The organism is Citrobacter sp. RHBSTW-00944 (genome assembly GCF_013615435.1).
Lineage (GTDB): Bacteria > Pseudomonadota > Gammaproteobacteria > Enterobacterales > Enterobacteriaceae > Citrobacter > Citrobacter braakii.
In genome coordinates this window covers 75,695-95,452 of sequence record NZ_CP055418.1, presented here as the reverse complement: position 1 = coordinate 95,452, position 19,758 = coordinate 75,695, and the positions used below count along the sequence as shown (strand labels likewise).

The window sequence follows — 19,758 nt, the reverse complement described above, 5'->3', positions numbered from 1 at the left end:
CGATAACGATCGGGCAATCAACAGGATCACCGAATATGCAAAACATGACTAATTCCTGGTTCGTCCAGGGGATGATCAAAGCCACTTCCGACGCGTGGCTGAAAGGCTGGGACGAACGTAACGGCGGCAACCTGACACTGCGTCTGGATGAGGCTGACATTGCGCCATTTAGCGCCGATTTCCACGAAAAACCGCGCTATATCGCGCTAAGTCAGCCAATGCCTTTGCTGGCTAACACGCCGTTTATCGTCACCGGTTCCGGTAAATTTTTCCGTAACGTTCAGCTCGATCCCGCGGCAAATTTGGGCGTGGTGAAAGTAGACAGCGACGGCGCGGGCTACCACATCCTCTGGGGCCTGACCCACGAAGCGGTGCCAACCTCCGAGTTGCCGGCTCACTTCCTCTCCCATTGCGAGCGTATTAAAGCGACGAACGGCAAAGACCGCGTGATCATGCACTGCCATGCTACCAACCTGATCGCCCTGACCTACGTGCTGGAAAACAACACCCCGCTGATTACCCGCAAACTGTGGGAAGGCAGCACCGAGTGTCTGGTGGTGTTCCCGGATGGCGTCGGCATTCTGCCGTGGATGGTGCCGGGTACGGATGAAATCGGCCAGGCAACCGCCGAGGAAATGCAGAAACACTCGCTGGTACTGTGGCCGTTCCACGGCGTGTTCGGCAGCGGTCCCTCCCTCGACGAAGCATTTGGCTTGATAGATACCGCAGAAAAATCCGCCGAAGTTTTAGTCAAAATCTATTCGATGGGCGGTATGAAGCAGACCATCACGCGTGAAGAGCTGGTAGCACTGGCTAAACGCTTTGGCGTGACTCCGCTGGCAAGCGCCGTAGAGCTGTACTGATACCTGCCAACTCAACGCCGGATGCGGCTTCGCTTTATCCGGCCTACATGACGATGCACGTTTCACCGTCGGCCCGATAAGCGTAATGCCATCGGGCACCAGGGATTTTTTTTAAGGAGAATAGTGATGAGCTTTATGTTGGCACTGCCAAAAATTAGCCTGCATGGCGCCGGCGCGATTGCCGATATGGTGAATCTCGTGGCGAATAAACAATGGGGCAAAGCGCTGATCGTCACCGATGGTCAACTGGTGAAGCTGGGCCTGCTGGATAGCCTATTTGCCGCACTGGATGAACATCAAATGTCTTACCACCTGTTTGATGAGGTGTTCCCGAATCCGACAGAAGAGCTGGTACAGAAAGGTTTTACGGCATATCAGGGGGCGGAATGTGACTATATTATCGCCTTCGGCGGCGGCAGCCCGATCGATACCGCCAAAGCGGTGAAGATCCTGACCGCCAACCCTGGCCCTTCTACCGCTTACTCCGGCGTGGGCAAAGTGAAAAATGCGGGCGTGCCGCTGGTTGCCATCAATACCACTGCTGGTACAGCAGCAGAGATGACCAGCAACGCGGTCATTATCGACTCTGCCCGCAAGGTCAAAGAGGTGATCATCGACCCGAACATCATCCCGGATATCGCCGTGGATGACGCCAGCGTGATGCTGGAAATCCCAGCCTCCGTTACCGCCGCAACCGGCATGGACGCCCTGACTCACGCGGTGGAAGCCTATGTTTCCGTTGGCGCGCATCCGCTCACCGACGCCAACGCCCTGGAAGCAATTCGCCTGATCAACCTGTGGCTACCGAAAGCGGTCGACGATGGTCATAACCTCGAGGCCCGTGAGCAAATGGCGTTTGGTCAGTATCTGGCGGGTATGGCATTCAACAGTGCTGGTCTGGGTCTGGGTCTGGTGCATGCGCTGGCTCACCAGCCAGGCGCGACCCACAACCTGCCGCACGGCGTCTGCAATGCCATCCTGCTGCCGATTATCGAAAACTTTAACCGCCCGAACGCCGTGGCGCGTTTTGCCCGAGTGGCGCAGGCGATGGGAGTGGACACCCGCGGGATGAGCGACGAAGCGGCAAGCATGGAGGCCATCACCGCGATTCGTGCCCTGAGCAAGCGTGTAGGTATTCCGGCTGGTTTTAGTTCCCTTGGCGTGACGAAAGAGGATATTGAAGGCTGGCTGGATAAAGCGTTGGCCGATCCATGTGCGCCGTGTAACCCACGCACCGCCAGCCGCGATGAGGTCCGCGAGCTGTATCTGGAGGCGTTATGATCCGCAAGGCCTTTGTGATGCAGGTGAATGCCGACGCGCACGTTGAGTATCAACGTCGGCACAATCCCATCTGGCCAGAACTGGAAGCGGTGCTGAAAGAGCACGGTGCCCATCACTACGCGATTTATCTCGACCAGGAACGCAACCTGCTGTTCGCCACCGTCGAGATTGAGTCAGAAGAGCGCTGGAACGCCGTTGCCAGCACCGATGTTTGCCAGCGTTGGTGGAAGCATATGCGTGATGTCATGCCGGCAAACCCGGACAACAGCCCGGTCAGCGCTGAGCTAAAAGAAGTGTTTTATCTGCCTTAACCGCTCTGTTTCCTCCCCTGACGGGGGAGGAAACTTTTTCTCCCGTCAGCAGCATTGCGTTCGTTTTGTCATCCACGCCATTTCCCCACAACCCGGCACCTGCTCAGGCATACCGATGCTGAAAGTCTCCGGCGTCACCAAACTGGAAGACGGGACGGCATTTAACTACTCGTGTAGCTACAACCGCGCCGACAAGTTCAAAATCAAAAATAACTGGGTGGGGAAATAAAAGCCTGATGACCAGGCTATAAGAAAAAAGCGCCTGAATCCAGGCGCCTGAGAACGGAAAATCAGAAGAAGTATTTGAAACGGAGACGCGCGCCGTAACGGTCGTCGTCGTCGGTATAATTCTCCGGATTGCTGTTATCGCTGTTGATCATCGAATAATAAGCGCCGAGATAAATATTAAAGTTCTGCATATCCATTACATTCGGAATTAAATAAGACGCGTGAATGGTATGAATATCGTAAGTGCCCTCATTGTAGAACCAGTCATTATCATCGTGCTTAATCAGATTGTTAAATTCGTCGATCTTGTTATGAGCATAGATATAGCCCAGTTCAAAGCGCTTCCACAGAACGTTGGCCGCCGCCGTAAAGTCTTTTTCGTTATCCGCATCGAGATAAGCGGTGTTCAGGTTAAACACCAGGCCATTTTCCGGATCGGCTTTCAGACCGTTCCAGGTCATCGTCATACCGTAACCGGTACGATCGGACTGATCGACAAACTTGCCTGATAGCGGATCGGTATATCCATAGGCGTTATTGATAACGTTCGATTCCATAGCCGCAGAAATCGTCAGCGCATCCACCGGCGTCCAGGCGACAACCGGGCGCAGATAAGCCACGTTTTTCTCCTGCGATATTTCACGACCATGATAGCGGCTATCCTGATACAGCGAGGTGCCATCTTCCAACAGGGTATTTAACTCGAAATACCAGTTATCGAGCTGTTTGCTCATTAGGAAGCTGCCGCCGGAATCAGAACGGCCACGACCTTCTTTCATCATGTAGATGTAGCCGCTACCGTCATCATACAAATCGTTGGCGGTATGCCCTGAATGCTCAACAAAGGTATCCTGATTCAGCGGGAACATATCGTAAGCTTCGAAACGACCGACTTTTACTTTCCAGTCATTTTCCTGACCGAAGAAGAAAGCGGCGTCATCAAGATTGACCGAACCCGTCATGTCAGCCAGCGGTTGCGCTGAAAAACCGGCGAAATAGCCGTTGTCCAGCTTACGCATACCGTCAAAGCCCAGCAGGATACGTCCGTTCAGATCCCAGCGTTCATTGGTTGGGTCGCCCACATTCGAATTGGTTGCCGCCAGCACGCCTTTGTTGCTTTCCGCATCCATGTTGAATTCCACGTCGCCGTAGATTTTCAGATCGCCATAGCCGGAGAGCACCAGGTTAGGGGTGGTGGCGTTCTTTTTGGTCTCTTGCGCAGGCGTAGTGCCGTTGACTGGCGTATTCCCCTGAGCAACTTTAATTTCCTGGATCTCCGCAGCCTGCTGTACCTGCAATTGCTGCACCTGATTTTCCGCTTTTGCCGCGCGGTTTTCCGCAGCTTCCAGCCGAGCCTCCAGTTGTTCGAGCCGCTGTTCCAGAGTCATTTTTTGCGTTTTAGCAAAGCCATTATTTGCCACTAATAATAGACCTATTGCTAAAGCTAACGTCGATTTCTTCATTATTTGCTTTCCTTGAAATAAAGATCGTCCAACGTCTTCCGACCGGAAGACGCGCAACATGCAAATCCAAAAAATATTTTTATAGGTAATACGATACCGATGACTGAAATAAATTCAGAACATTAAAACGTGGCACCAGTGCAGGCTAATATTTATTATCATACTGATTTTATTATGTGTAACGTAGATATAAGTAAGAATGTGAGGGATATAACAATAGTGCTGAAATTAACTAAAAATAATAAAAACAATTTTATATGAATAACAATAAAACATAATTAAAAATAATAAAGGCGCGAACGATAATCGCCACACCTTTATTTAATAAGCGTTCAATTAACTCTGCTCAGAAACCAGAATCGCCTGAGTGTCAGGCTCCAGTGCTTTAAAGATATGCGCTTGATCGGCGGGGTAACAAATATAATCGCCCTCACCTAACTCCTCCGGCGCTTCCGTCAATCCCACCATCGCCTTACCCTGCGTTACGATAATATGTTCAACCGATCCCGGTGGATGCGGTTGTGAAATACGATCCGCGCCCGGCTGCGTCAGCAGCAGATAGATATCCCGCCGCGCACCCGGTGGGCAGGCGGCCAGTAAAATGGCCTGATAGTGGGCCTGCTCAGCCACGACTTTTGTCCCTTCGCCGCGGCGAATCACCTGCGTTTTTTGCTCCTGCGGTTCCAGCAGGCGCGCAAAGGGAATATCTAACGCCACACACAGCGACCAGAGCGTTTCCAGGCTAGGATTTCCATTGCCCGCTTCCAATTGCGAGAGTGTCGATTTTGCAATCCCCGCGCGACGGGCAATCTCCGCCAGCGACAAACCGGTACGCTGACGTTCACGCACCAGACTTTTCGCGATCATACTGATGGGCTGGGTCATTCACGACTCCATGTTTTTTATATCGAACGAATTGTTCGACTTGTAAAGCCAATTAGTCACGTTCATTATAATGGAAACTCGTTCGATATGGCTAAAACGGTATGAAACATTATTTTTCCAGTCTCAAAGGCGACACGATAAAAGCAATATTTTTAGTCTGTCTGGCCGTCGGTGTAGTCGGCATGTCATACGGCTCACTGGCGATGGCGTACGGCTTCCCGCTGTGGGTACCGTTTGTACTCTCTATTACTGTGCTGGCGGGCGCGTCCGAGTTTATGTTTATCGGCATTATCGCCAGCGGTGGTAATCCACTGGCGGCTGCGGCTGCCGGTTTACTGGTTAACGCCCGACACGTGCCGTTCGGCGTCACCGTGCGCGATCTGGTAGGCACCCAGGCTGCCAGTTTCCTCGGCTGTCATATTATGAACGACGAAAGCGTGGTCTTTGGCCTGTCGCAAAAAACGCCTGAGCAACGTAAAGCCGCCTACTGGCTGTGCGGTCTGGGCGTCGCAATTTTCTGGCCTGTTGGCACCCTGATCGGCGCAGGCGTCGGCAAACTGCTCCCTGCCCCGGAAACCATCGGTCTGGATGCCGTCTTCCCTGCCATTCTGCTGGCTCTGGTCGTCCCGGCATTCAAAAACCGCACTACGCTGATTCGTGCCTGTAGCGGCGCCACGTTGTCGCTTGCCGCCATTCCCTTTGCGCCGGTCGGTTTACCGGTTTTGCTCTCACTCTTTGGCTTACTGACGAGGAAAAAATAATGGGCAACATGACGCTGTTTATCGTCGGTATCGCCATGTTATCTGTGGGAACGTATTTAATGCGTTTAGGGGGAGCCAAGCTTGGAAGCCGTTTAGCGTTCTCAGAACGCTCGCAGGCGCTGCTTTCCGACGCCGCAACGGTATTACTGTTCTCCGTTGCGCTGGCGACCACCTTTTACGAGGGCGAACACTTTGCCGGAATGGCGCGCGTACTCGGCGTGGCTTTTGCGGTATTTCTCGCCTGGCGTAAGATGCCGCTGATCGTGGTGATCGTTGCCGCCGCAGTGGTAACCGCGCTGTTACGAATGGTGGGTATACACTAACTATATAATTACCCTGGCGAAATATTCATCAGGGTAATCACCTGTAGCGTTATGTGTTTTACCCCACAAAACCAGGCGCTAACTCTGCCTCAAATTGTCACTTCCCGCTGACATATTGCTGCTCATCTCTTCACCATCTCACCGTTAAAATCAAATCAAACAGTTTTTAACGGAGTCCCACCATGACAGCCCTTACAGCTAACTGCATTGACCTGAATATTCAGGGGAATAGCGTTTATGCCATCCTCAAGCAACTGGCGAATATGGCGCTTCAAAATGGCTACGTCTCTGACCGCAGCGCCTTCCTGCAAACGCTGCTGATACGCGAAAAGCTGCATTCCACCGGCTTTGGTTCGGGCATTGCCGTCCCACACGGTAAAAGCGTCTGTATCACACGCCCCTTCGTCTTGTTCGCGCGCAAATCAGAAAAAGTGGACTGGAAAGCCAGCGACGGCGAGGACGTTAACTGCTGGATCTGCCTCGGCGTGCCACAAACGGGCGAGGACGATCAGGTCAAAATTATCGGCACCCTGTGCCGCAAAATTATCCATCAAGATTTCATCAACCAACTGAAGCAAGGCGACACCGACCAGGTACTCGCCCTGCTCAATCAGACCTTAACCTCATAAGGAAGCGGCTATGGAGTCATCCTTGCGTTTAGTGGCGATTACCAACTGTCCGGCGGGTATCGCCCACACTTATATGGTGGCAGAAGCGCTGGAGCAAAAAGCGCGCTCGCTCGGCCATACGATTAAAGTCGAAACCCAGGGCTCAAGCGGCATCGAAAACCGACTGACCAGTGAAGAAATTGCCGCTGCCGATTACGTTATTCTGGCTACAGGTCGCGGCCTGAGCGGTGAAGACCGGGCGCGTTTCGCCGGGAAAAAAGTCTATGAAATAGCCATTTCCCAGGCGCTGAAAAATATCGACCTGATTTTTACGCAGTTACCGACTCATTCACAACTTTTTGCCACTGATAGCAGCGTGAAGCTGGGAAAACAGGAGGTCCAGCACGGTAGCGTGATGAGCCACCTGATGGCTGGCGTTTCCGCCGCGCTGCCGTTTGTTATTGGCGGCGGTATTCTGGTTGCCATCGCTAATATGCTGGTACAGTTCGGTTTGCCCTATGCCGATATGTCGAAAGGTGCGCCGTCGTTCACCTGGGTTGTTGAATCCATCGGCTATCTGGGTTTCACCTTTATGATCCCCATTATGGGGGCATACATCGCGTGGTCGATTGCCGATAAGCCCGCTTTTGCCCCGGCGTTTCTGGTGTGTTACCTGGCGAACGATAAAGGTCTTCTCGGCACCCAGTCCGGCGCGGGGTTTCTCGGCGCGGTCGTACTCGGGCTGGCAATTGGCTACTTTGTGCTTTGGTTTCGCAAGGTTCGACTCGGCAAAGCGTTGCAGCCGCTGCTCGGCTCCATGCTGATCCCGTTTGTCACTTTGCTGGTGTTTGGCGTCCTGACTTATTACGTCATCGGCCCGGTGATGTCCGACATCATGGGGGGTCTGCTGCACTTCCTGAACACCATTCCGCCATCAATGAAAATGGGCGCAGCCTTCCTCGTTGGCGCAATGCTGGCATTTGATATGGGCGGGCCAATCAATAAAACGGCCTGGTTCTTCTGCTTCTCACTGCTGGAAAAACATATCTATGACTGGTACGCCATCGTCGGCGTGGTGGCGCTGATGCCGCCCGTCGCGGCAGGTATCGCTACCTATTTAGCGCCGAAACTGTTTACCCAGCAGGAGAAGGCCGCCGCCAGCAGTGCGATTGTGGTGGGTGCCACCGTCGCCACCGAACCGGCAATCCCCTATGCGCTGGCCGCGCCGCTGCCGATGATTACCGCCAATACACTCTCCGGTGGTATTACCGGCATGCTGGTCATCGCCTTTGGAATCAAACGTCTCGCGCCGGGTTTAGGTATCTTTGATCCGCTGATTGGCCTGATGTCTCCGGTGGGGTCATTTTACCTGGTGCTGGCTATCGGTCTGGCGCTGAACATTTCGTTAATTATCATCCTGAAAGGATTGTGGCTGAAACGTAAAGCCGCGCAGCAGGAGCTTGCCCATGAACATTGAGTTACTTCAGCAGTTATGCGAAGCCAGCGCCGTCAGCGGTGATGAGCAGGAAGTTCGCACTCTTCTCATTAATGCGCTGGATTCCAGCGTCGATGAAATCACTTTTGACGGCCTCGGCAGCTTTGTCGCACGCAAGGGCAACCGTGGGCCGAAGGTTGCCATCGTCGGTCACATGGATGAAGTGGGCTTTATGGTCACGCATATCGACGAAAGCGGCTTTTTGCGCTTCACCACCATTGGCGGTTGGTGGAGCCAGTCGATGCTGAACCACCGGGTCGCCATCCGCACCCGCAAGGGCGTCAAAATCCCTGGCATAATCGGCTCCGTGGCACCGCACGCCTTAACGGAAAAGCAGAAACAGCAACCTCTGACATTTGACGAAATGTTCATCGATATTGGTGCCAACAGCCGCGAAGAAGTAGAAAACCGCGGAATTGCGATCGGTGACTTCGTGAGCCCGGAAGCCAATTTCGCTCGCTGGGGCGAAGATAAGATCGTCGGCAAAGCGCTGGATAATCGCGTCGGCTGCGCCCTGATGGCCGAGCTTTTACAAACCGTGGATAACCCTGAAATTACCCTGTACGGCGTGGGCAGCGTGGAAGAAGAAGTGGGTCTACGCGGGGCGCAAACCTCAGCGGAGCATATCAAGCCCGATGTGGTGATCGTGCTGGATACTGCGGTTGCGGGCGATGTGCCCGGAATCGACGGCATTAAATACCCACTCAAGCTTGGCGAGGGCCCAGGGCTGATGCTGTTCGATAAGCGCTATTTCCCTAATCAGCAGTTGGTTGCCACATTAAAAGCGTGTGCAGAAAACAGCGGTGCGTCATTGCAGTTTTGCACCATGAAAACCGGGGCGACGGACGGTGGACGCTATAACGTTATGGGCGGCGGTCGTCCGGTGGCGGCGCTATGCCTGCCGACTCGCTATCTCCACGCCAACAGCGGCATGATTTCCGCATCGGATTACGACGCGCTGTTTACGCTGGTGCACGAACTGCTCACCTCGCTGTCGACCGAAAAGGTCCGCGCGTTTACTGACTTTCGCCGGGAGAGTTAATGCTTTCGGAACGCCAGTTAAAATTGGTGGATCTTCTTGAACAGCAGCCGTGTTTGCTGGGCGACCTGGCGCGGCAAACTGGCGTTTCAGGCAGAACCATCCTGCGCGATATTGACTACCTCAATTTTACCCTCAGCGGTAAGGCCCGCATTCAGCCCGGTGGCAGTGCGGGCTATCAGTTGGAAATTGTCGACAGACGCGGTTATTTTCAGCTTCTGCAACGCCATGATAATGATGACCGGTTGCTGGCCTTTCTTCTGCTTAATACCTTTACACCGCGTGTACAGCTGGCTTCGGCGCTCAATTTACCTGAAACCTGGGTGGCCGATCGTCTCCCACGGTTGAAGCAGCGCTATGAGCGGGCCTTTTGTCTTGCCAGCCGCCCAGGCGTCGGTCATTTCATTGATGAACCAGAAGAAAAGCGCATTATCCTGTTGGCGAATCTGCTTAAAAAAGATCCCCTCTTAATTCCACTGCCGGGTATTACCCGGGACAACATCGACAGGCTCAATGCAGCATGTGAAAAACTTAATGAATTCCCGCTCATCTCGGGAGAGTACCTGGCAAGTCTGGTGCTGGCCGTCTATGCCCTGCGTAACCAGCTCTCCGGGTCATGGCCGGAGTGTCGGTATGTTTCACTGAAAAATGCGGTGGAACAAGGAGGAGTCTACCTGGGCGAGAACGCCTTCAGAACACTGATCGGCCTTCTGGAAATCAGACAACGGCAGGCAATGACAATCTCTGCCGATGCGGTGACCTTGTTGTTAAAAAGCGTTCCCGGCATCGCTGCGTTGCACGTTATCGATACCCAACTGGTTGATAATATTACCGGCCACCTGCTGAGATGCGTCTCTGCCCCGGTTTGGGTACCGGAACATCGCCAGAGCAGTATGCACAACCTGAAGTCGACCTGGCCTGCCGCCTTCGATTTGAGTCTGCGTTTTATTGCCCTGTTGCGTGAAAAACTGGATATCCCACTGTTCGATAGCGACCTCATAGGGCTTTACTTCGCCTGCGCCCTGGAGCGCCATCAAAACGAGCGCCAGCCGGTCATTTTGTTATCCGACCAGAATGCTATCGCCACCATCAACCAACAGGCTATTGAGCGAGATGTTCTGAATTGTCGGGTGATCATTGCGCGAAATACGAGTGAAGTCAGCGCCATCAGTGAAGAAATCACCCCACTGTTAATCATCAACAATAGTCACTATTTACTTGATGAATCTATAAAAAATACCTTAACCATCAAGAACATCATCACCGCTGCGGGTACCGAGCAGATTAAACACTTCCTCGCAACGGCCTTTATCCGCCAGCAGCCCGAACGTTTCTTTTTACAGCCGGGCAGCTTCCATTACGCCAATATGAAGGCCGAAAATTGGCAGAGTATCATCGGCCGGATCTGCGGCCAGCTTGTGGCACAGAGCCATATCACCGAGGACGAAGCGCTGCGCATTTGCGCCCGGGAGCATGAAGGTGAAAACCTGATCGTGAATCGCCTGGCGATTCCTCATTGCTGGAGCGAACAGGAGCGCCGCTTTCGTGGTTTCTTTATTACCCTCGCACACCCTATTCTGGTGAATAACGAACCGGTCAGCCATGCCCTGATCGCCTGTGCCGCCGCCGAGGCGCGGCATGAGCTAAAAATCTTCAGTTATTTATCCAGCGTGCTGAGCAGCCATCCGGCAGAAACTATTGCGGGATTGAAAGACTATAACGCGTTTATCGGATTGCTCAGGCAATAAAGCACCGCCGATTTGTTTTCCACCACAGAAAAAGTGTGGCGATCTCTATCACATTCTAATCAAAACGTAGTTTCATTTTTATTCCATGCCGTGGAAAGTATCCAGTGTCTAATAAAAACAGTGGTGTCTAGTGTCGAAATAAAATCGACGCTATTTTCTACTCTATGCGGGACATTGAAAAATGGCGCTGTCGGCGAAAGAAAAGTTATTCCATAAAATACTCACTCATTATGCAGAGAAACCTGCGGGCTTCACAGCCCAGGACTGTGCAGACTTCATGCAGGTTAATCGCAGCGTCATCAGTCATTATCTCAACAGACTGTGCGATGACGGCCATCTGAGTAAAGAAAATACCCGTCCGGTGCGCTTCTTTGTGCAGACAAATGGTGTGAAAAATGTGCAGGCGTCTCGCGTAGTGTCGAAAAAATACGATGCATTTCGGCAGTTGATCGGCGCACAGGGAAGCCTGGCGGAGGCAATCGCGCTTTGCCGCTCGGCGGTAGATTATCCCGGCGACGGTCTGCCTGTCCTGCTCTCCGGAGAAAGTGGAGTCGGTAAGAGCCATCTGGCGGCGCTGATTTATCAATATGCCATCGAGCGCGGCGTGATCACGGCTGATAAGCCATTTGTTGAACTGAATTGTGCCGACTACGCTAACAACCCGGAGCTGCTTTCGGCAACGCTGTTTGGCTATACCCGCGGCGCGTTCACCGGAGCCGACCGCGAAAAGCGCGGAGCCTTTGATGATGCGGATGGCGGATTTCTGTTCCTTGATGAGGTCCATCGGCTGTCGGCGGAAAACCAGGAAAAACTGTTTCTGTTTATGGACAAAGGATATTTCTACCGTCTTGGCGATAATCGCACGCACCATCCGGCGTCGCTACGCTTTATCTTTGCCACCACGGAGAATATCGACACCGTCCTGCTCAACACCTTTCGTCGTCGAATTCCGGTGCGCGTGACGCTGCCCAATTATATTTCTCGCCCACTCACCGAGCGCGTCGCTCAGGTCAGTCATTTTTTGCATCAGGAGGCGCTCAGCTTGCGTCGGGATATTCATCTTGATAGCCAGCTCATGCATCAGTTGGTGACTTCGCCAGTCCGCGGCAATATCGGCGAGTTAAAAAATCAAATCAAAGTGATGTGCGCCAGCGCCTGGAGCGACAATCACGAGACCGACGTTATTACGCTACGCGGCCCATCGTTCAACGGCGAAATAATCAGAATTACCACTCATCTTCATGATGAGGCGCTGGATCCCAGTCAGCTGTTGCCTAAAGCGATGCACGATGAGGTTATTTTTCGTGACTTTTGCCATAGCGGTAACGTGCTATTACTGAATCGCAAAATGGAACAGCACCTGACCACGGTCAGCGGCGCGGTTACCGCCGAGTCGCTGTACAGTGGATACATCTGGCAGAACACCATCCATGCGTTAAACGAGCTGGAAAGCCAGACCGGCATCAGCTGTAGCCAAGAAATTCGCAAAGCGATATGGCTTTGCGTCATCTATGCGCTACATGCCCCTCAGGAAACGGTCAATGTAACTGAGCTACAAACGATTTCCGACTACGTCTCCGACAAAGCGCGTCTGCTGGCGGAAGAGTGCCTCTCCTTGCTGAGCAAGCACATCATTCACCAGCCGCATCCTCTCTTACTGCCGCTGTTAAGCTGTGCTTTTCATAACCTCGCCGGTGAAGACGACCCGATTCAGGGCATTATCGTTTCGCACGGACGCGCGACCGCGTCTAGCATTGGCAGTATCGCCAATCAACTGACCGGCGGGTACTACTTTAAAGCCTTCGATATGGCTAACGCGACTTCCACCAGGGATATCATCGACCTGCTGATCTCCCACGTCTCGCGCCTCAAACAAGGGGGCGGTCTGATTATCCTGGTGGATATGGGGTCACTAAAAGAGATCTACGAAGAGATCAAGCTCCACCTGCATGGCGAACTGTTGGTTATCAATAACGTCAGCACAGCTATGGCGCTGGATATTGCGGCCAAAATTCAGGATAAGCTGTCAATGGAGGCGATTATTGAGAGCGCCAAAGGAGCGTATGAGGTTGAAACCCAATACTACGCAGGAATCTTGCCGGGGAATAAAATCATTATCTCTTGCATTTCCGGGGAAGGGATCTCCCGCAAACTCAAAGATATCGTCCAGCGGTATCTGGCGCAGGAGGAGATCGACATCATTACGATGGAGTATGACGATCTGAAATGGAAAATCGCCCATGCCGACCCGGCGCTGAACGGCACGCGGCTGATCATCACCACCACCGATCTGGAAGCAGGCTATATTCCGCTGTTAAGCGTAGAGCAGTTGATCAAAGAAAAAACACTGGTGCTAAAACGCGATTACTTCAACGGGCTGCTGATGGAAGGCGGTCTGGAACCCATGATTGATGAAGTGGTGAAGCTGTTCACCGTCGAAGGCGTCGCCAGCCGTCTCAACTTTCTCAATCCGGTGGTCATTATTGATGAAGTTGAAGCAGTTATTAAGCAGTATGAATCTTTCTACAAAATACATTTTGAAAGCTACCTGCGTATCAATTTGTTTATGCATATCGCGCTGATGATTGAACGGGTGATGGTCAACAACAGCGTGCGCCACCGCGAAGAGGCAGAACTAACACTGGCTCAACAGGCTTTTGTCGCCGTACATGACACCTTCTTCCAGGTGCTGAACCGTAAATACAATATCACCCTGCCACTCACCGAAGTGCTGATGATCTATGAAATCATGGAGCCGTGGATCGCGGCCGAATAGCTCAACTAACCGCTCTGCCAGTGCAAGCTGGCAGACGGTTCGACACTCCCCTTACCGCCGCTTTCAACACTATGAATACGTGCAGACACTGCTATATTCCCTCGATAAATCATTAGGTTAAAAACATGGCACGGCAGTTGCAATATCCTCAACAGATACCGAAAAACGAAGGAATACGCAATGCGAGAGATGTACATCGCGACCCACGGACATTACGCAGAAGGGATTATCTCGGCGCTGAATCTGCTGGTTGGCGACGATCACGGCGTGACGCCCATCTGCGCCTACTGCGGAGAGATCGGCTCCACGGCAGAGTTGGCGGTACGCTTCGACGCTATCGCACAGCAGGCGGCTAGTCGGGGAAAAGAGCTGGTGCTGTTTACCGATATGCCGGGCGGTAGCGTCAATAACACCGCTGTACAGATGTTGGTGAAATATCCGCATGCCCACGTGATCAGCGGCGCCAATTTGATCATGCTGATGGAATTCTGCCTCTCCGAACATACGGATACCCCATCACGCCTTAAGGACGCCATCACCGCCGCCAGCGGCGCGATGCAGTACATGAATGAGCAGCCGGAAATTATCGCCGCTCGCCAGGCCGCACAGCCTGCCGTTGAGGATGATATCGACGACTTTTTTGCCACGGAGACACAGCCATGATCGTTGCGCTGGAAACGCTCGACCGCCGCTATCTTGCGCTACAGCCGGGCTTAGACTCGCGCTGGCTGAGTGAAGCACTCCGTGAAGTGCTCGCCAGCGTTGACGCCATGCTGCCGCGTTTTACCGCCACTTTTCCCGCAGCCAGCGCGACGGATGGCCGCTACCCGGCGGTAGAGAAAGTCGACTGGACCGAAGGATTCTGGACCGGCATGCTGTGGTTGGCCTGGGAAGTGACCGGCGATGATAAATACCGCACGGTGGCGGAAGGCCTGCTCGACAGTTTTGAAGAGCGTCTTGATAAACAGATTAAAGTCGATACCCATGACCTGGGCTTCCTCTATCTGCTCTCCTGCGTCAACGCCTGGAAACTCACCGGTAACCTTCGCGCCCGCGACCTGGCGTTGCGTGCAGCTGAACTACTGTACCGCCGCTTTAACGCCACGGCAGGCGTCATTCAGGCCTGGGGCGATCTCAACGACCCGACGCGCCAGGGGCGCATGATCATTGACTGCAATCTCAACGTGCCGCTGCTGTTCTGGGCCGCCGATGAGACAGGCAACGCAGCGTGGCGGGAAGCCGCGACGCGTCACCTGGCGCAGGCCGCGCGTTATCTGGTTCGCGAGGATGCTTCCAGCTTCCACACCTTCTACATGGATGTGCACAGCGGCCAGCCGCTACTCGGCGATACCCATCAGGGCTTTAGCGACAGCTCGTGCTGGGCGCGCGGCCAGGCGTGGGGAATTTACGGTTTTGCGTTGGGCTTCCGCCATACCGGCGATGTCACTCAGCCGGAGCTGGCGCGTAAGCTGGCGCACTATTTTCTCAACCGTCTGCCAGAGGATTTCGTCTGCTACTGGGACCTGATTTTCACGCCGCAGGATAACGCGCCACGAGATACTTCCGCCGCTGCCGTCGCCGCCTGCGGCCTGACGGAGCTGCTCACGCTGCTGCCGTTAACCGACCCACTGCGCTCTGCTTACGGCAACGCTATCGAACTGATGATGCGCAATTTACGCGAGCGCTATTTTGCCCATACGCAGGACGGCCTGCTGCGTGAAGGCGTTTATAACTTTGGCCGCAACATGGGTATTAACGAACCTAACCTCTGGGGCGATTATTTCTATTTCGAAGCCCTGGTTCGACTTTCCCGCATCTGGACCCCCTACTTTTGCTAACTGGAGCTACACATGATTTCTTTAGTACGAATTGACGATCGCCTGATCCACGGCCAGGTTGCCGTGGTCTGGACCAAGCATCTGGGCGTGAACCGTATTCTGGTCGCCAACGATCAGATCGTGAATAACGAAGTGCAGAAGATGTCGCTGCGCATGGCGGCCCCTGATACCGCGAAGTGCGCCATTATGGCGGTTAAAGACGCAGGCGATATCCTCAATGACCCGCGCTCCGAGGCAATGAAAATTATGGTGATCGTCAATAATGCCGCCGACGCGCGTCGTATGGTTGAACAGGTTGAAGGCATTAAAACGCTGAATGTCGCTAACTTCGGGCGCATTACCGACAATCTGGCAGCGAAAAAACGCATTAGCGACACCGTATACGTCACTCCTGAAGATATTGCTGATTTTCATGCCATTGCCGCGCGCGGCGTGAAGGTGGAATACCAGGTCCTGCCATCTCATTCGGTAAAAAACCTGATTGAGATGCTGGATAACGCTACTAGCTAAGCGAGGTCGCTATGTTAACGTCTGCATTACTTGTCGCGCTGGTGATGTATATCGCCAAATTCGCCGACCACACTTTGGGCCAACCACTGATTGAACGGCCACTTATCTGCGGTGCAATGGTCGGCTTCGTGCTGGGTGATTTCCAGCAGGGCATTATTATCGGCGCCACGCTGGAGCTAATTTTTCTCGGCACCATCACCATCGGCGGCTCGGTACCAGCCGACCTGGCGGTGGGCTCGGTGCTGGCTACTGCGTTTACCATACTTACCCGCGCGGAGCCTGCGGTGGCTGTCGCGCTCGCGCTGCCCATCAGCCTGCTGGCGGTATTCGTCTACCAAGTGCTGAAGCTGGTTTATACCGCCCTGGTAGAGCAGTACGACGCCTTGCTTGAAGAAGGACGCGACCGCGCCGCGCTCGGTATCACGCTCGGGATGACAATGTTCTACGGTGTGCCGTTCGCCGTCCTGGCGTTCTTCGGCATTCTCTTCGGCACCGACGTTATTCGTAGTCTGGTCGAGAGCATTCCGGATACGGTCATGCGCGGCATGACTGCCGTCGGCGGTATTCTTCCTGCGCTGGGCTTCGCCATCCTGCTTAAAGCCTTATGGAACCGGAACATTGCTGCCTTCTTCTTTATCGGCTTCGCCATGGCGGCTTATCTGCAACTGCCGATTATGGGTATCGCGATTATCGCCGCGTCCGTAGCCGTTTATCTCTGCTTCAACGAATTCAATCAGCTTAAAGCCAATAAACAGGCGGCAACTGCAGCTCCGGCATCGGTTGACGATAAGGATGGGTTCTTCAATGACTGATATCCAACACAGCGCTCTCAACGCACATGATGACAGCAAAGGCGAGAAAAAGATGTTCCGCCAACTGTTCCTCCGCCAGTTTCAGCTGCTCGGCTCCATGAACTTCACCCGCATGGAGGGGCTGAGCTACGGCTGGATTCTGGCACCGTTACTTAAAAAGATTTATACAGGCAACCCGCACGGCTATATTGAGTCACTGAAGCGCAACAGCCAGTTCTTCAATACCAACCAGCATTTAGCTCCCTTCATTATGGGCCTGACGCTGTCGATGGAAAAAGAGAATGCCGCCAACCCGAATTTTGATACCTCCAGTATTAATGGTATTAAAGTCGCGCTGATGGGGCCGTTCGCAGGCGTTGGCGATTCATTCTTCTATGGTGTGCTGCGCATTATCGCTACCGGGATTGCTATCGGCCTTGCATCACAAGGGAACCCTCTGGGGCCGCTGCTGTTCCTGCTGATTTACAACATTCCGAGCTACCTGCTGCGCTACTATGGCGGCGTTATGGGCTACCGGCTAGGTTCGAAGTACATCGCCGAAGCGACGCAGTCGGGTCTACTAAGCTGTATTACCAAAGCCTCGGCAATGATGGGCCTGATGATGGTGGGTGCGATGAGCGCCAGCATGGTGAAGTTTACTACCACCTTTAAAACCACTATCGCCGGACAGCCGTTCGTATTGCAGGAGATCCTCGACAAAATTTGCGTTGGATTGATTCCTCTGCTTTTAGTTTTGGGGTGCCTGAAGCTACTGAATAAAAAGGTCAGCCCGAACAAAGTGCTTATTATGCTGATTGTTTTTGGCTTTGCGTCAGCGGGCGTGGGAATTATTTAAACTTTCATCCGGCTCCCTTTTACTAAAGGGAGCCCTTTCGCATTCTCTATGAGAATGTTCACCTTAATTTATTTACCTCCACCACAGAACCTGTTCATATTAAGAAAACCTTTTACTCCCCCAATGAATAAATTTATAAAAAATCGATTGGTCTTTATTTCTCTCGACGCAAGTGGATGAAAAAGCCATTATCGCCATTAGTGTCGATCTCACTTTTCAACAAAAACCATAAACAATTGTAATTTATAGCTTTTAATTACTGGCACGGGATTTGCAATTAATTTCTGTCTTTTATTTTTTCACAGAAAAAATGGCATTAAATATTCAACAAATTCTACAGGAATAAAAATGAAAAAATTACACACGCTTGTGATCGGCATACCGCTATCCTGCTTTGCACTGAATGCATTTTCCGCAGCCACCTGGGTTGATAACCGCTACGCACACACTACGGCCTCTGAGAAAAATCAGTATAAAATTGGTCTTGGCCATATATTTGATAACGGCGCAGGAGTCCTTGCTTCCGCCATGTATGACCTCGGACAAGACTTTAATCAAATGAAAAGCTCTTTTCAGGAGTTTGAAGGTTGGTACCCTATTCCGCTTAATGAAAAATGGACGCTGACGCCTGGCGGATTAACTGATATTGATAGTAACGGGACGAAACTGGCACCTTATATCAGCCTCGATTATAAAATCAGTAAGACATTAAGTTTTAGGGAAGGTGCGAACAAGTTCCTGATATGAGATCATCATATTCATCCGGAGCGCATCCCAGAGGGACATCATGAGCCATCAACTCACCTTCGCCGATAGTGAATTCAGCACTAAGCGCCGTCAGACCCGAAAAGAGATTTTCCTCTCCCGCATGGAGCAGATTCTGCCATGGCAGAATATGACCGCTGTCATCGAGCCGTTTTATCCCAAGGCGGGCAATGGCCGACGGCCCTATCCGCTGGAGACCATGCTGCGTATTCACTGCATGCAGCATTGGTACAACCTGAGCGACGGTGCCATGGAAGATGCCCTGTACGAAATCGCCTCCATGCGCCTGTTTGCCCGATTATCCCTGGATAGCGCCCTGCCGGATCGCACCACCATCATGAATTTCCGCCACCTGCTCGAGCAGCATCAACTGGCCCGTCAATTGTTCAAGACCATCAATCGCTGGCTGGCCGAAGCAGGCGTCATGATGACCCAAGGCACTTTGGTGGATGCCACCATCATTGAGGCACCCAGCTCTACCAAGAACAAAGAGCAGCAACGCGATCCGGAGATGCATCAGACCAAGAAAGGCAATCAGTGGCACTTTGGCATGAAGGCCCACATTGGTGTCGATGCCAAGAGTGGCCTGACCCACAGCCTGGTCACCACCGCGGCCAACGAGCATGACCTCAATCAGCTGGGTAATCTGCTTCATGGAGAGGAGCAATTTGTCTCAGCCGATGCCGGCTACCAAGGAGCGCCACAGCGCGAGGAGCTGGCCGAGGTGGATGTGGACTGGCTGATCGCCGAGCGTCCCGGCAGGGTAAAAACCTTGAAGCAGCATCCGCGCAAGAACAAAACGGCCATCAACATCGAATACATGAAAGCCAGCATCCGTGCCAGGGGGGAGCACCCGTTTCGCATCATCAAGCGGCAGTTCGGCTTCGTGAAAGCCAGATACAAGGGGCTGCTGAAAAACGATAACCAACTGGCGATGTTATTCACCCTGGCCAACCTGTTTCGGGTGGACCAAATGATACGTCAGTGGGAGAGATCTCAGTAAAAACCGGAAATAACGCCAGAAATGGTGGAAAAAATAGCCTAAATAGGCTGATTCGATGTGTTTGCGGGAAAAAAATCGGCCCAGATCCGCGAAATTTTAATCAGCGAGTCAGCTTGGGAAGAAATGACCTACTTATTCGCACCTTCCCTAGCTTCAATTTTCTCTGGTGAAACAGCATTAAAAATGGATGTAGTTTCTTTTCCCGAATCTTCTG

At 52.8% G+C, this 19,758-nt stretch carries 20 protein-coding genes; 18 read left to right on the top strand and 2 right to left on the bottom strand.

Features of this window, described 5'->3' with window-relative positions; genetic code table 11:
• Positions 1 to 35 precede the first annotated feature (35 nt).
• The 3 genes from rhaD (at position 36) to rhaM (ending at position 2,455) form a co-directional block, all read left to right on the top strand.
• The gene (gene rhaD / locus HV334_RS00445; protein WP_016155197.1) at positions 36 to 863 is read left to right on the top strand and encodes a rhamnulose-1-phosphate aldolase; all 828 of its coding nucleotides are present in this window, start codon (positions 36 to 38) and stop codon (positions 861 to 863) included.
• A gap of 126 nt (positions 864 to 989) precedes the next feature.
• Positions 990 to 2,144, top strand: coding sequence for a lactaldehyde reductase (gene fucO, locus HV334_RS00440; RefSeq protein ID WP_181221043.1), 1,155 nt, complete (start codon positions 990 to 992; stop codon positions 2,142 to 2,144).
• Entirely contained in the window at positions 2,141 to 2,455 is a 315-nt protein-coding gene (gene rhaM, locus HV334_RS00435; protein WP_016155195.1) for an L-rhamnose mutarotase, read from the top strand. Before fucO ends, rhaM begins: the two co-directional genes overlap by 4 nt.
• A gap of 290 nt (positions 2,456 to 2,745) precedes the next feature.
• Here the strand turns inward: rhaM and HV334_RS00430 are convergent, their stop codons facing one another.
• Positions 2,746 to 4,146, bottom strand: a complete 1,401-nt coding sequence (locus tag HV334_RS00430; RefSeq protein ID WP_181221042.1) for a carbohydrate porin — start codon at positions 4,144 to 4,146, stop codon at positions 2,746 to 2,748.
• 336 nt (positions 4,147 to 4,482) lie between these two features.
• Positions 4,483 to 5,031 carry an XRE family transcriptional regulator gene (locus tag HV334_RS00425; RefSeq protein WP_016155192.1) on the bottom strand — a complete coding sequence of 183 codons (549 nt, stop codon included), beginning with the start codon at positions 5,029 to 5,031 and terminating at the stop codon, positions 4,483 to 4,485.
• Between the two features lie 101 nt (positions 5,032 to 5,132).
• On the opposite strand from HV334_RS00425, the gene HV334_RS00420 reads away from it, so the two are divergent.
• The 15 genes from HV334_RS00420 to HV334_RS25470 all read left to right on the top strand — a co-directional run bounded on the left by HV334_RS00420 (position 5,133) and on the right by HV334_RS25470 (position 19,714).
• Positions 5,133 to 5,792, top strand: a complete 660-nt coding sequence (locus HV334_RS00420; protein ID WP_181221041.1) for an AzlC family ABC transporter permease — start codon at positions 5,133 to 5,135, stop codon at positions 5,790 to 5,792.
• A complete protein-coding gene (locus HV334_RS00415; RefSeq protein WP_016157884.1) occupies positions 5,792 to 6,115 on the top strand; it encodes an AzlD domain-containing protein in 324 nt (107 codons plus the stop codon). The genes HV334_RS00420 and HV334_RS00415 overlap by 1 nt, the downstream gene beginning before the upstream one ends.
• A 182-nt stretch (positions 6,116 to 6,297) precedes the next feature.
• On the top strand, positions 6,298 to 6,744 hold the full coding sequence (locus HV334_RS00410; protein ID WP_016157883.1) for a PTS fructose transporter subunit IIA: 447 nt from the start codon (positions 6,298 to 6,300) through the stop codon (positions 6,742 to 6,744).
• Positions 6,745 to 6,754: 10 nt separating this feature from the next.
• Complete coding sequence (locus HV334_RS00405; protein WP_049282349.1) at positions 6,755 to 8,200, top strand: PTS fructose-like transporter subunit IIBC; 1,446 nt, start codon at positions 6,755 to 6,757, stop codon at positions 8,198 to 8,200.
• Entirely contained in the window at positions 8,190 to 9,260 is a 1,071-nt protein-coding gene (locus HV334_RS00400) for an aminopeptidase (RefSeq protein WP_181221040.1), read from the top strand. Before HV334_RS00405 ends, HV334_RS00400 begins: the two co-directional genes overlap by 11 nt.
• Positions 9,260 to 11,005 (top strand): putative frv operon regulatory protein, encoded by a 1,746-nt coding sequence (locus HV334_RS00395; RefSeq protein ID WP_181221039.1) that lies wholly within the window; start codon positions 9,260 to 9,262, stop codon positions 11,003 to 11,005. The genes HV334_RS00400 and HV334_RS00395 overlap by 1 nt, the downstream gene beginning before the upstream one ends.
• Before the next feature lie 181 nt (positions 11,006 to 11,186).
• On the top strand, positions 11,187 to 13,781 hold the full coding sequence (locus HV334_RS00390) for a sigma 54-interacting transcriptional regulator (protein ID WP_181221038.1): 2,595 nt from the start codon (positions 11,187 to 11,189) through the stop codon (positions 13,779 to 13,781).
• A 180-nt stretch (positions 13,782 to 13,961) separates the two neighbouring features.
• A complete protein-coding gene (locus HV334_RS00385) occupies positions 13,962 to 14,444 on the top strand; it encodes a PTS fructose transporter subunit IIA (RefSeq protein WP_103767192.1) in 483 nt (160 codons plus the stop codon).
• On the top strand, positions 14,441 to 15,619 hold the full coding sequence (locus tag HV334_RS00380) for a glycoside hydrolase family 88 protein (RefSeq protein WP_103767193.1): 1,179 nt from the start codon (positions 14,441 to 14,443) through the stop codon (positions 15,617 to 15,619). The genes HV334_RS00385 and HV334_RS00380 overlap by 4 nt, the downstream gene beginning before the upstream one ends.
• 12 nt (positions 15,620 to 15,631) lie before the next feature.
• The gene (locus HV334_RS00375) at positions 15,632 to 16,129 is read left to right on the top strand and encodes a PTS sugar transporter subunit IIB (RefSeq protein WP_181221037.1); all 498 of its coding nucleotides are present in this window, start codon (positions 15,632 to 15,634) and stop codon (positions 16,127 to 16,129) included.
• A gap of 11 nt (positions 16,130 to 16,140) precedes the next feature.
• Positions 16,141 to 16,941: a PTS sugar transporter subunit IIC gene (locus HV334_RS00370; RefSeq protein WP_103767195.1), complete on the top strand. Its 801-nt coding sequence runs from the start codon at positions 16,141 to 16,143 to the stop codon at positions 16,939 to 16,941.
• Entirely contained in the window at positions 16,934 to 17,776 is an 843-nt protein-coding gene (locus HV334_RS00365) for a PTS system mannose/fructose/sorbose family transporter subunit IID (protein WP_103767196.1), read from the top strand. Before HV334_RS00370 ends, HV334_RS00365 begins: the two co-directional genes overlap by 8 nt.
• A 348-nt stretch (positions 17,777 to 18,124) precedes the next feature.
• Positions 18,125 to 18,523, top strand: coding sequence for an oligogalacturonate-specific porin KdgM family protein (locus HV334_RS00360; protein WP_249415044.1), 399 nt, complete (start codon positions 18,125 to 18,127; stop codon positions 18,521 to 18,523).
• 40 nt (positions 18,524 to 18,563) lie between these two features.
• A complete protein-coding gene (locus HV334_RS00355; RefSeq protein WP_020899206.1) occupies positions 18,564 to 19,544 on the top strand; it encodes an IS5-like element ISKpn26 family transposase in 981 nt (326 codons plus the stop codon).
• Entirely contained in the window at positions 19,526 to 19,714 is a 189-nt protein-coding gene (locus HV334_RS25470) for a hypothetical protein (protein WP_345943270.1), read from the top strand. Before HV334_RS00355 ends, HV334_RS25470 begins: the two co-directional genes overlap by 19 nt.
• Positions 19,715 to 19,758 lie beyond the last annotated feature (44 nt).